We start from the raw sequence: 13,018 nt of genomic DNA, 5'->3' as shown, positions 1-13,018 counted from the left end.
GCTTACAGGCCGACCGACTGGCGGATCAGGTTGAAGACTTCGGTGTTGGTAATGACGCCGGTGAACTTGTCCGCACCGCGGCCGATGGCGCCGAGGAAGACGTCGGTGCCGCCGTGGGTTTCGCTGCCGGCGGCCATCGGGATGGCGGCTTCCTGGTGGTAGCTCTTGTCGGCGACCTGGGCATCGGTGAGGGCGGTGCGGGTGGCCGGGCGGTTTTCGCCGTTGCCGAAGCCGATGATGGTGAAGGGGTTGCCGGAGCTGTCCAGGTTCAGCGCGCCGGTGACGAAGTTCTTCAGCAGGCCGAGCACGCCGGGGTTGCTGGCGGTGGTGGCGCCGGTGCGGGCGGCGTAGCCGTTCAGCACGATGGTGTGGTCGTGGTCGGCGGTGACGACGATCAGGGTGTTCTTCAGGTCGGCATCGACGGTCTTCATCTTGGCGATGGCGGTCTTGATCGCCTCATCGAAGGCCACGGTGTCCTGCAGCGCCTTTTTGGCGGTGGTTTCGTGCAGGGCGTGGTCGATGCGGCCACCTTCCACCATCAGGAAGAAGCCCTTGTCGTTCTTCGACAGGATGTCGATGGCCTTGGTGGTCATCTCGGCCAGGCTGGGCTCGACGGCCGGGTCGCGGTCGAGGTCGTAGCTCATGTGGCTGCTGGTGAACAGGCCGACGAGCTTCTTGGTGGAGCTGGCCGCGGCGGCGTCGAACTCCGTCTTGTTCTTGACGTAGGTGTAGCCCTTGGTCACGAACTCGGCGGTCAGGTCGCGGCCGTCGGTGCGCTTGCCGCCGGCGGCGGTGGGCAGGAAAAACTGGCGGCCGCCGCCGAGCAGGACGTCCACGCCGTCGCCGAGGGCGGTGTTGTAGCCGGCGCCGCCGGGTACGGCCTGGGCGGCGATGGTGTTTTCGGCGTCGCGGTGGCAGACGTGGGAATAGGTGACGGCCGGGGTCGCGTGGGTGATGCGGGTGGTGGTCACCGCGCCGGTGCCCCAGCCGGCGGACTTGGCCAGTTCGAGCAGGGTGGTGACGGCTTTGCCGTTGCCGGTGGCCGGACAGGTGCTGTCGGTGCCGCTCAGGTAGTCCTTGCCGGTGGCGTCGAAGGCCGCGGTTTCCGCCGACATGGAGATGACTTCGTTGTTCATCTTCACGCCGGTCATGTAGGCGGCCATCGAGGGCGCGGAGTCGGTGACCTGGGCGTTGTTCGAATAGGTCTTGACGAAGGCCGTTTCGGGCAGCGTGTCGATGGTCAGATCGCCGTCCTCGCCAACCTTGTAGATGCGTGCGGCGGTCAGGGTGTTGATGCCCATACCGTCGCCGAGGAAGAAGATGACGTTCTTCGGCGCGTCATGGTTGCTGCTGTTGCCACCACAGCCGGCGAGGAGTGCCGTTGCTGCAGCAACGGCGAGGAAGACGGGTTTCAACATGCTTCGGAAGCCTCCGAGGGAAAAGGGGATTTGCAACGGGGATTTATCAAAGACGGCAAATATGGCAGCGCTGTATTGCGATTACATGAAAGCCGAGTGATTGCTTCAGGGCCGGGAGGCCGCTCGTGAGGGCGAATTCATTCGCCCTCTGCGCGCCAATCGGGTACGCGGGCGAAGGAATTCGCCCCCACAGAGGCAGCCCCCACAAAGGCTGTTCAGCGGCCCATTTCCTTCAGGTAGGTCTTGCGGGCGGCCAGCGCGGTGTCGGCGAAGTCGGAGAACACGCCGTCCACGCCGAGGCGGTAGAAGGCCAGATATTCGTTCTGCGGGTCGCCCTTGTAGTCGCTGGCGAGGCGGCGCTGTTCGTTGCGGAAGGTGTAGGGATGGACGAACAGGCCGGCCTTGTGGGCGTCTGCGATCAGCGTGGTGGCGGGCTGGCTGACGGTGTCGGCTTCGTTGATCTTGCCGTCGCCGTTGATGTCCTTCAGGTTGCCGCTGGCGTCCAGCGTGCCCTTGACGGTGATGATGTAGCGCTTCCACGGGCCGATGCCGTCGGCGTAGGCCTTGATCTCGGCGAGGCCGGCGGGGGTGACCATGGCGCTGAACAGGCGGCTGTCGCCGGCCTTGGCCCAGTCGTAGGGTTTGTCGTAAGGCATCGCGTAGGTGAGGGCGCCGGTCTTGAGGTTCACATCGTCGGCGTCGATGAGCTGGATCAGTCTGGTGTTGAGGCCCTTGCTGCGCATGTACTTGAGGCTGCTCGGCTCGAAGGACTGCACGAAGATCGGGGCGGTCTTGCTGTTCCAGCCGGCCTTGTTGATCAGGTCGATGAGCTTGTCTTCCAGCGGCAGGCCGAGATCGCGGTGGTAGGTGGGGTTCTTGGTCTCCGGGTAGACGGCGATCGTGCGGCCGGTGGCGGCGCTCTTGGCCTTCACCAGGTCGATGAGTTCCTGGAAGGTGATGACCTTGTAGAGGCCGTTGTACTGCTGCGGGCGCTCGGCATCGGTGGAGATGCCGCCGAGGGTCTTGATCTCGGCCAGCGTGAAATCGCTGGCGAACCAGCCGGTCTGGGTCTCGCCGTCTACCTGGATGGTCTTCTTGCGGGATGCGAATTCGGGGTGGTTGGCCACGTCGGTGCTGTAGGCCAGGTTGGGGTCGTGGCGGGCGATCAGCACACCGTCCTTGGTGGAGATCAGGTCCGGTTCGACCACGTCGGCGCCCATGTCGATGGCCATGCTGTAGGCCTCGAGGGTTTCTTCGGGCAGATAGCCCGATGCGCCGCGGTGGGCGACGACGAGGGGCGCATCGCCGTTCAGCGTCGGCAGGCTGTTGCTGTCATCGGAGCCGCCACAGGCGGACAGCAGCAGGGTGCTGCAGCAGGCCAGCGCGAGCGGGTGCAGGCGGAGGTTGCGGAACGGGGCGTGGATCGGTTTCAACATGGGAATCTCCGGCTAAAACCCATGAAGATGCCATCTTCTTATGACGAATTCGTTATTTGCAGGTGAAATGGAAGATTTTCGTATTTGTTTGTGCTGTGCAACAAGCGTGTAACGGCCGAGCTCTAGGCTCGCGGGCTTTCCTGTTCCGGAGCGCGTTCATGGATCGCCGCAGCTTTATCCGCAATAGCGGTTTTCTGACCATCTCGGTGGCCTTCGGCGGGCTGGCCGGTTGTGGCGATAGCGGTTCGGGCCTGCCGCCGTGGGCGCTCGGCAGCGACTGGAAGTTTCCGCAGAGCGTCGGTTCGGGGGACCCGTCGCCGGAGGGGGCGGTGCTGTGGACCCGGGTCGTGCCCGGCAGTCTCGACGACGTGGCCAGCGCAGCCGGGACGGCCGACGTGTCGATCCGCCTGATCGTTACCGATGCCGACAACGGCGCGGCGCTGGGCAGTAGTGCGGCCCTGGCCGGGCGTCTGCTGGTGGACAGCCAGGTGCCGGTGTATGCGAGCTACGATGCCACCGTGCGTAACAAGGTCACCGGCCTGGCGCCGGGCGGGCTGTACTACTACCAGTTCATCGCCGGCGAGGTCCGTTCCCGCGTCGGCCGTTTCCGCACGGCACCGGCCCGCGGTGCCCGCGTGGACCAACTGCGCCTGGCCTTCATGACCTGCCAGGACTGGAGCGTGAATCACTGGGCGGCCTTCGATCACATCGCCAGGAACGAGGACGTGGACCTGATCGTCCATCTCGGCGATTACATCTACGAGACCGTCGGCGAGGCTTTCCAGACGGGCGCCGTGGAGAGCCGTCACGACCGCCTGAGCCTGCCCGACGGGGTGGCCACCGCCGCCGGCAACGGAGCGAAGTACGCCAATACGCTGGCCGACTACCGCTACCTGTACAAGAAGTACCGCACCGACCCGCGCCTGCAGGCGGTGCATGAGCGCTTCGCCTTCGTTGCCACCTGGGACGACCACGAGTTCTCCGACGACTGCTGGGGCGATGCCGGGACCTACGACAACGGCAGCTACGACGCGGCCACCCGTAGCGGCAACAATACCCGCCAGAGCGCTCGCCGCCGTGCGGCCAACCGGGCCTGGTTCGAGTTCATGCCGGCCGACGTGAAGCTCGACGAGAGCATCGCCAGCTTCGACACGGTGCATCTGTACCGGGACATCCAGTGGGGCAATCTGGCCCATCTGGTGGTGACCGACGAGCGCATGTTCCGCTCCGACCACATCATTCCGGAGGCGGCGCCGAACCCGGCCACGGGGGCGCAGCTCGGCCAGATTGGCGCCCGCTATGTGGTGCCGCAGGCGACGCGGGACAGTTTCGAGGCGCTCAAGATGGCCGCCGCGCCGGCGGACGACCCCCTGGCCAACGTGTCCATCCTGGGGCGCAGCCAGCGGGAATGGTGGAAGAGCACGATGAGCAACTCGACGGCCACCTGGAAGCTGTGGTGCAACGAGGTGTCCCTGCTGCGCATGCAGCTGGATGGCACCGATGCGATCGCGACACTGGTCGCGCTGCAGTCGGTGAGCACGCTGGCGAGCAGCATCCAGGGCGCACTGTCGGCCACCGGTGGCAATGTGCCGGTGGCCTCGGCGCTGGTGGCGGCGATGACCGCCGGTGCGAGCCAGGCCGTTGCGGCCGCTGCGGCCACGGCCATTGCGACGGCGACGGCCAGCGGACGTAGTGCCAGTGCTGGCGCGACCGGTGCCGGATTGACGGCCACCCAGGCCGCCATCGCCGTCGCCGCGTTTGGCGCGGCGGCGGCTGCCAGCGGTACGACGGCCCAAGTGTCGGCGGCGGCGCAAACCATCGCCTTCGGTTACATCAAGCCCGACATCCAGGCCAAGGGTGTCGCCTCGACCTTCATCCAGTCCTCCGGCAAGGCCGCGGCGTTGAGCAGCTATTTCACCCGCTTCCTGTTCAACTGCGATCAGTGGGACGGCTACAACGCCGAGCGCAAGGCCTTGATGGCTCATCTCAAGGCTGGCGGCATTCGCAACGTGGTGGCGCTGACCGGCGATCTGCACTGCTTCGACGCCGGGGTGGTGATGGACGATTTCGATGCGGCCAGCCCGCAGCCGGTGATGGTGGACTTCGTGACCGCCGGCATCAGCTCCGAGTCCCTGTTCACCTTCTACGCCGATGCGGTCGGCTCGGTCAGCCCGGATCTCGCCACGCTGATCTATTACCCGCTGTCGATACCGGTCAGCGGCGTGGGGACGCTGGAGCTGCGCTTCAACCTGTTCGACTTCACGATGGCCGCTGCGGCGCCGACCCTCGATCAGCTGGCCGAGCAGGCTCGCCTGCGGGTGCGCTCCGCGCTGGCAGCCAAGGGCGTTGCCGAGGCGGCGCTGGACGCGACGACATCGGCGGTGCTGGCGGGGCTCAAGGCGGACACGAACTTCTCGACCCAACTGCTGGGTCTCGCGCAGCAACTGGCCGGTATCTCGAAGAATCCGTGGATCAAGTGGGTCAGCACGGATGCCCAGGGCTATGGCGTGGTCACCGTAACGCCCAACACTCTGAGCTGCGTGTTCAAGCAGATGAACCGGCTGGTCGGCACGGCGGCGCCGTCCCTGACGCCGATTGCCCGAACCGTGAGCGCCCGCGTGGCGGCCGGCGCAGCGGCCGTGACGCTGGATTGAGCCAGCGGCGCTGGGGCTAAGCCTGCAGCCGGCTGGACCAGGTAGCGACCTTGTCCAGCCAGGCGCCGGTCCGAGGGTCGGCACTGCTTCGGGCCGCCAGCCCCAGATCAATGCCGGTCAGACGTTCAAGGGCGGTGGCCGGCGACCATACACCGGCGTCCACCTGCTCTACCGCGATGCGCAGGGCTGCCCACGGGCTGCGTTTGGCGCTGCGGGTCAGGAGCAGGTAGAGCACGCCGTCCTGCACGGTGAACGCGTATTCCTGCACGTCGCCGAATTCCCGTTCCAGCAGGCCGCCAAGGGAATGCAGGCGGGCATGCACATGGGGCAGGCTGGTGGCCAGGCGTGTGGTGTCGGCGGCCGGCGGCAGGCCCGCCATTTCGTCTTCGCCCTGGCTGTTGAAGCGGAACGCCAGGCAGGGGTGTGCTTCGCCGGTGGCCGGATTGCGGGTGAAGCCGACGCCCGAGCCGGAGGTGCCGCCGGCGTTGCCGAAGACCATGCGTTGAACCGTGACGGCGATTCCGGCGTCGTCGGCGATGTGCTGCATGCGGCGATGTTCGACGGCCCGGGGGGCCATCCACGCGTCGAAAATGGCCTCGCAGGCCAGCCGCAACTGTTCCATCGGGTCCTGCGGGAAGGGCTGGCCGATGATGCGCTCGTAGACATCGAGGTAGCTGCGCGCCAGGCTGGCCAGGGCACGGAAATCGAGTTCCGAGGGGTGGGCGACGCGGGCGTGCTCCATGGCCAGTTGCAGGGCGGCGTGGAAGGGCTCCGGCGAGGCATGGTGGACCACCGCGGCGAACTGCTGGATCAGCCGCCGGTAGGAGTCCCAGGCCAGGCGCGGGTTGCCGGTCAGGCGCAGGAGGCCGCGCAGGGTGGCGTCGGTCAGGCCGACATCGAGCACGGTGTCCATCATGGTGGGTAGCGCCGACGCGGTGCTGGCCCGCACGGACACCAGCAGGGGTTTGCGGCCGGAGCCGAACTCCAGGCCGCAAGCGGCTTCCAGGCGCTCCACCTGCTTCTCGAGGAGATCGCGCAGTGGGGCGCGAAAGCCCGCCGGGTCGGCGCTGCGCGCCCGGCCGAGGGCGGTGCCGAGAATGAAAGCCTGGGGAACCGGCAGGCCGATGGCGGCCATGCGGACCAGGTTGAAGGCTTTGCCGCCCATGCCTTCGATCCGGCCTTCGCTGCGCAGCCCGGGCAGGCCGATGGCGTAGACGTGCTGATGGATGTCCATGGGGCTATTCGTTCATCACGTTGGTAACCACGTGGTCGCGTAGTTGCAGCGCCGCACGCAGTACGGCGTCGGCGGCGGCCTCGAGGTTGCGGGCGCATTCGCTGACGGCGTAACGGGTCGGAAAGCCTTCCTCTGCGGCACCGATCAGCGCGCGCTTGAAATTGCGGTGGGCGTCGTCGCTGTGGCGTGCGGCGGCCATGATGTGGTGGATTGCCTCGAGGAAGTCCTGCAGCTCTTCCCGCGGCGCGCCGCGACGTACCGAGCGGGCCGTTTCCAGGGCTTTCAGGAATTCCTGTGCGCCGCTCACCGCCAGGCCGGCCAGCGTGCCGAGGGCGTCGAGCATCGCTCCACCGGGAGGGGGGGCCGGCAACAGGCTGAGGTGGAAGGCGGCCTCTTCCAGCTCGTCGGTCATGTCGTCGGCGCCCTCGATCAGTGTGCAGTAGAAGTCATTGTGGCCGGCGCCGTTGTGGCGCAGTTCGCGAGCCAGGTTGACCCGCTCGTCGGCCCGCTGCGCCCACTCCCGGGCCCGCCTGGCGTTGAAGACGATCCGCTCGGCAGCCGTGTCCGTGTCGCTGCGCAGGTCGAGCAGGCTGTCGCGCAGGGCGGCGGCGATCTCGATGGACAGTGCGGCGTGCTCGGCGGCGATGTCGATCAGCTGGTGGCGGGTGCTTCGGAAGCAGCTCACCAGTTCGGTACGGACGCTGTCGCGGAGGGCGTCGCCCGGGGTGCCGTCGCGCTGGGTCTGGCTGCAGGTGCGCAGCACGAACTGCATGAAGGCGCTGGCGCGGCTGCGTTCGAGCATGTCATCGAGGCGGCTGCCAAAGGCCGGTGGGGTTTGGGCGGCGAAGGCCAGCGCATCGAAGACCAGCTGTTCGCCGCCGGCCCGCAGCCAGCCCAGGTGGCCGAGGTTCTCGTCGGCGGCCCATTTGAGCAGGGCCAGGCTCTCCTTCTTGGGCAGCAACAGGCGCAGGCGTTTGCGGGCGCGGTTCCAGTCGATCAGGAAGACCAGGCGGGAGCCGAGAAAGCTCAGGTAGTCGCACAGGCCGGCTTCGTTGTTGGCGGTGAACTTGCCGGTGCACAGGTGATAGACGCCGTCTTCCAGATCCCGGTCGCTGCGCGAGCGGGTGTCGTCCCAGTTGACGGCCCAGTGCTCGAAGAGGCTCTGGAAGAACATCAGGCGCTGCATGTGTACGTCGGTGTAGGTCAATGTCACGCAACGCTTGTCCACATGGACCACCAGCACGTGGGCATCGGTGGTGCCGATGTCGTTCTGCAGGATCAGGCGGTCGTTGCCGCGGGTGGCAGTGGTGCCGAGGCCAGGGTGGTCGAACTTGAGGGGGCGGGTGGTGTTGACGCCGCGCATGAAGGCGGCGACCAGCGCACGATCGGCGGGGGCGATGTCGTAGGCGGTGGCTCCGTCGATGTTCTCGCTGGCGATGTCTCCCCGCAGCCGGCCGAGGATCTTGTGCATGTCCAGTGCCAGCAGGTGGGCGCTGTCGCCTCCGTCCCGGTCGGTGGAGGTGATGCGCGCGACCTGCGCGCGGCTCATCTGATCGGTGCTGTCGCACCAGGCCTGAGCGTGCAGTACGGCGAAGCGGGCAGCCAGCGTGGCGGAGCTGGCGTCGCCGCTGGCACGGATCGGGGCGAACAGGGTTTCGAGCTCGCCGGCGATGCGCCCGCACAGGGCTTCGGCCTCCGGGATGCGGAACAGGCCGTCGTCGATGCGCACGCTGCCTCCGGGGATGGTGTCGAGGTTGTCGTCGTCGATGCCGGCCGCGATACGTTCACCGGTGAGGGAGGCGGTCGGGCGTTCGGGGCTGCGGGCGTGCAGGCTGGCGGCGTGGAGCAGGCTGAGGTAGTACTTGACGCGCTCGCCGGCGGCCTGCGCCGCGGCCAACTGGGCCAGGCGCAGCAGCCCGGGTTCCCCGAGGGCTTCGATGATGCGGGTCTTTTCCGTCATGATCCTCTTCCTCCAGGGGATGAAGCGGACAGACTGCGCCGTTCGGGTGACAGGCGTATTGCATGGGGCGGGGCAAAGGAAAACGGCGCCCGGAGGCGCCGTTCGATGTGCAGCAGACCGACTGGATTACTTCTTCGGGGTCAGCTTGGTGAAGGCCTGGAAGGCTTCGGTGGAGGCCTTGGTCATCTGCTCGTAGGCGGCACGGGCGGTGTCCATGGCGCTCTGGATGGAGCCGAGAGCGTTGTGGTCGCCGATGGGCAGGCCCTTGAAGAGCTTCTGGAAGGAGTCGACCACGTCCTGGCCGCCGCCGGTGAGCTGCTCGGTGACCATCTTGCCGACTTCGGCTTGGGTCTTGGCAGTGATCTCGGCGATTTCGCGCGCACAGGACAGCATCTTTTCGGTGGTGCTCTGGGCGTAGGAGGTACGCAGGCTCAGTGCTTCGGCCGGATCCTTGACGCTGGACAGGGCCTTGGCGTTGGCCACGCCTTCTTCAAACAGGGACTTGGCGGTGCCAACCTGCAGTTCCATGATGCGCTGGGAGTTCTCGATGGAGAGCTGGGCCAGACGCATTGCGGCTTCCAGGTTCTTCTTCTGAATCTCGTTGAATTGCTGTTCTTGCTTTGTAGCCATAGTTTTCTCCACACGTTGTTATTGAACAGTTAAGAGCCCCAGACTTGGTCCTTCCCGTGGCCTCCTGTGAAAAACGATAGCACAGGCTCTTATAAGGGCGGCGGGAGAGGTGCAAAAAATCAGTGCGCTACCGTACATTATGTTGCACTGCAGCAACAGCTGTGGCGAGGCGTCCTCACTGACCGTCGGTCAGCCCCGCGCGTGCCTCCTCCGCGGAGTCGAAAATCTTTGGCGGGACCTGACGTGCGCTGAGGGCTTCTCCCAGTTTCGCCCGCAGGAACGGGTTGGTGGCGTAGCGCGTCACGCGGGTGTAGTGGGTCTCCATCAAGCCCTTGATCATGTTGGCATAGGGTTCGATGAGATCGTCGAGGATGTCGAAGCCATGGTAGTTCACGACCACCGGCACCTTGTGGCCGACCGGGTCGAGGATGCTGGCGACCAGGGCGCGGATCTTCTCGATGTCGCCTGCATGGCGCAGGCGGAGATTGTCGAAGTCGATGAAGAACAGGTTCTGTTCAGCGTCATAGTGGAAGCGCGATTCCAGCGGCGTGGCGACGATGGTCTGGCGCAGTTCCATTGGTACGTCGCGGAAGATGCGTTCGTCCATCAGGCACGGCGTGCCGCGGATGACCGGCTTGAAGTCCATGTGGGCGAGGATGTCACGGTCTACGTCGATGCCCGGCGCGATCTCGATCAGTTCCACGCCCTCCGGCGTCAGCTCGAACACGCAGCGCTCGGTGATGTACAGCACCGGCTGCTTGCGCCGCACCGCTTCGGCGCCGCTGAAGGTGCGGTGCTCCACTTCCTTGACGAACTTGACTGCCTTGCCTTCGACAAGGATCTTCAACTGGCCGTCCTGCAGCGCCACTTCGAGGCCGCCGGCGGTGAAGGTGCCGACGAAGACGACCTTCTTGGCGTTCTGGCTGATGTTGATGAAGCCGCCGGCGCCGGTCAGCTTGGGGCCGAACTTGGAGACGTTGAGGTTGCCCTGCTCGTCGGCCTGGGCGAGGCCCAGGAAGGCGATGTCGAGGCCGCCGCCGTCGTAGAAATCGAACTGACTGGGCTGGTCCACGATGGCCGCGGTATTGACCGCTGCGCCGAAGTTGAGGCCGCCCTGGGGAATGCCGCCGATCACGCCGGGCTCGGCGGTGAGGGTCAGCAGGTCGATGACCCGCTCCTCGGCAGCCACCGCGGCGACGCCCTCGGGCATGCCGATGCCGAGATTCACCACCGCGTTGGGGATCAGCTCCATTGCGGCGCGGCGGGCGATGATCTTGCGCTCGCTCATCTCCATCGGTTCGAGGGACGTGACCGGGATGCGGATCTCGCCGGAGAAGGCCGGGCTGTACTGCTCCATGAAGGTCTGCATGTGCCATTCGGGGCGCTCGGCCACCACCACGCAGTCCACCAGGATGCCGGGGATCTTGACCTGCCGCGGGTTGAGGGAGCCGGATTCGGCGATGCGCTCCACTTGGGCGATGATGATGCCGCCGCTGTTGCGGGCTGCCATTGCGATGGCCTGGCCTTCCAGCGTGAGGGCTTCCTTCTCCATCGTGATGTTGCCGTCCTGGTCGGCGGTGGTGCCGCGGATGATCCCGACGCTGATCGGGAAGGCCTTGTAGAACAGGTATTCCTCACCGTCGATTTCCATGATGCGCACCAGATCCTCGGTGGTGCGGCTGTTCACCTTGCCGCCGCCGAAGCGCGGATCGACGAAGGTGCCGAGGCCGACGCGGGTCAGCGTGCCGGGCTTGCCGGCGGCGATGTCCCGGTACAGATGGGTGATGACCCCCTGCGGCAGGTTGTAGCCCTCGATGCGGTTGGCTACGGCCAGTTCCTGCAGGCGTGGCACCAGCCCCCAGTGACCGCCGACGACACGCTTGACCAGGCCTTCGTGGCCCAGGTGGTTGAGGCCGCGGTCCTTGCCGTCGCCCTGGCCGGCACCATAGACCAGGGTCAGCCCTTCCGGTTTGCCGCGGCCGTCGCTGCTCTGGTCGCGGGTTTCGAGAAAGCGCTGTTCGAGGGCGATGGCGATGTTCTCGGGAAAACCGATGCCGACGAAGCCGGTGGTGGCGAGGGTGTCGCCCGAGCGGATCAGCTTGACCGCATCGGCGGCGCTGACCACCTTGCCGGTGTTGCGGCCCTGCGGAGGAGAAAATTTCTGCTTGGTTTGGCTCATTTCGGGTCTCCTTTGGCGGTCGGGGTACGGCTCAAACGATACCGAAAAGATAGTAGGTGGCGATCACCACGAACACCGCCGAGGTCTTGATGACGGTGATGGCGAAGATGTCGCCATAGGACTGCTTGTGGCTCAGCCCGGTGACCGCCAGCAGGGTGATCACGGCGCCGTTGTGGGGCAAGGTGTCCATGCCGCCGGAGGCCATCGAGGCGACCCGGTGGAAGACTTCCAGCGGAATACCGGCGGCCTGGGCGTTGGCGATGAAGGTCTCGGCCATCGCCGCCAGCGCGATGCTCATGCCGCCGGACGCCGAACCGGTGATGCCGGCCAGCGTGGTGATGCTGATCGCCTCGTTGATCAGCGGGTTGGGAATTGCCTTGAGGGCGTCGGCGATATAGATGAATCCCGGCAGCGCGGCGATGATGGCGCCGAAGCCATATTCGGAGGCGGTGTTCATCGAAGCCAGCAGCGCGCCGCCGACCGCCGCCTTGGAGCCTTCGGCGAATTTTTCCATCACCGGTTTGAAGGCGAAGGCCAGCACGGTCAGGATGCCCAGCAGCAGGGCCGCTTCGACGGCCCAGATGGCGGCGATCTTGGATACGTCGGTGGAGATCGGCTTGGCCAGCCCGGGCAGGACCAGATCGTGCATCTTGCCGTAGATGTCGGGGATGACGCTGGTGAATACCTTGTTGAAGATGCCGACTACGAACAGCGGCAGGATTGCGATGAAGGGGTTGGCGAGCTTCTCGTGGGTGAAGGGTTCCGGTTCGTTGAGCAGCTTGTCGCCGTAGCCTTCGCCGGCATTCTGGGCGCTGCGGCGGCGCCAGTTGAGGAAGGTCAGGCCGACGATCAGGATGAAGATGCCGCCGATCACGCCCAACGAGGGAGCGGCCCAGGTGTTGGTCTTGAAGAAGGTGGTTGGGATGATGTTCTGGATCTGCGGTGTGCCGGGCAGGGAGTCCATCGTGAAGGTGAAGGCGCCCAGCGCGATGGTGCCGGGGATCAGGCGCTTCGGGATGTTGCCTTGGCGGAACATTTCGGCGGCGAAGGGATAGACCGCGAAGACCACCACGAACAGGGATACGCCGCCGTAGGTGAGCAGGGCGCAGACCAGCACGATGGACAGCATCGCCCGCTCCCGTCCGACCATGTTGATCACCGATGACACGATCGCCTTGGAGAAGCCGGACAGTTCGATGACCTTGCCGAATACGGCGCCCAGCATGAAGACGGGGAAATACAGCTTCACGAAACCGACCATCTTGTCCATGAAAAGGCCGGTAAAGGCTGGCGCGACCAAGCCGGGGTCGGTGAACAACACCGCGCCGAGGGCCGCCACGGGCGCGAACAGAATGACGCTATAACCCATCCCCTTACACACAACTCTCCAGCCTGTATGCTTCATGCCAAATAATTGACGAGGCTGGCTAATGAGTTGGGCGAGAGACGAGTTCGGGACGATACAGCTGGGCGATCGGCGGTTGAACAAGCGAGCGGTTCTGCTGGC

The 13,018-nt window shown here is 65.8% G+C and carries 9 protein-coding genes; 2 read left to right on the top strand and 7 right to left on the bottom strand.

The genetic code is table 11. The annotated features are described in order from the left end of the window. Nucleotides 1–2: 2 nt before the first annotated feature. Nucleotides 3–1,418, bottom strand: coding sequence for an alkaline phosphatase (locus B4920_RS21565; protein ID WP_079436748.1), 1,416 nt, complete (start codon nt 1,416–1,418; stop codon nt 3–5). A 215-nt stretch (nt 1,419–1,633) separates the two neighbouring features. Next, nucleotides 1,634–2,854 carry a glycerophosphodiester phosphodiesterase gene (locus B4920_RS21560; RefSeq protein ID WP_079436747.1) on the bottom strand — a complete coding sequence of 407 codons (1,221 nt, stop codon included), beginning with the start codon at nt 2,852–2,854 and terminating at the stop codon, nt 1,634–1,636. 158 nt (nt 2,855–3,012) lie between these two features. On the opposite strand from B4920_RS21560, the gene B4920_RS21555 reads away from it, so the two are divergent. After that, entirely contained in the window at nt 3,013–5,508 is a 2,496-nt protein-coding gene (locus B4920_RS21555) for an alkaline phosphatase (protein WP_079436746.1), read from the top strand. 16 nt (nt 5,509–5,524) lie between these two features. Here B4920_RS21555 and B4920_RS21550 read toward each other — a convergent pair whose 3' ends face one another. The 5 genes from B4920_RS21550 to B4920_RS21530 all read right to left on the bottom strand — a co-directional run bounded on the left by B4920_RS21550 (nt 5,525) and on the right by B4920_RS21530 (nt 12,880). Further along, nucleotides 5,525–6,742 carry a PEP/pyruvate-binding domain-containing protein gene (locus tag B4920_RS21550; protein ID WP_079436745.1) on the bottom strand — a complete coding sequence of 406 codons (1,218 nt, stop codon included), beginning with the start codon at nt 6,740–6,742 and terminating at the stop codon, nt 5,525–5,527. A 4-nt stretch (nt 6,743–6,746) separates the two neighbouring features. Continuing rightward, nucleotides 6,747–8,702: a hypothetical protein gene (locus tag B4920_RS21545; RefSeq protein ID WP_079436744.1), complete on the bottom strand. Its 1,956-nt coding sequence runs from the start codon at nt 8,700–8,702 to the stop codon at nt 6,747–6,749. Between the two features lie 126 nt (nt 8,703–8,828). Next, a complete protein-coding gene (locus tag B4920_RS21540; RefSeq protein ID WP_079436743.1) occupies nt 8,829–9,332 on the bottom strand; it encodes a phasin family protein in 504 nt (167 codons plus the stop codon). A gap of 175 nt (nt 9,333–9,507) precedes the next feature. Continuing rightward, nucleotides 9,508–11,511, bottom strand: coding sequence for an acyl CoA:acetate/3-ketoacid CoA transferase (locus B4920_RS21535; protein ID WP_079436742.1), 2,004 nt, complete (start codon nt 11,509–11,511; stop codon nt 9,508–9,510). Between the two features lie 31 nt (nt 11,512–11,542). Further along, nucleotides 11,543–12,880 (bottom strand): GntP family permease, encoded by a 1,338-nt coding sequence (locus B4920_RS21530; protein ID WP_254051015.1) that lies wholly within the window; start codon nt 12,878–12,880, stop codon nt 11,543–11,545. Nucleotides 12,881–12,941: 61 nt separating this feature from the next. Between B4920_RS21530 and B4920_RS31015 the strand changes: the two genes are divergently transcribed. Beyond that, on the top strand, nt 12,942–13,018 hold a 77-nt coding region (locus B4920_RS31015; protein WP_139379456.1), incomplete at its 3' end, for a transposase DNA-binding-containing protein.

Origin of the sequence: Zoogloea sp. LCSB751, from assembly GCF_002028455.1 — a bacterium.
Lineage (GTDB): Bacteria > Pseudomonadota > Gammaproteobacteria > Burkholderiales > Rhodocyclaceae > Zoogloea.
This window is presented reverse-complemented; position numbering and strand designations above follow the sequence as displayed.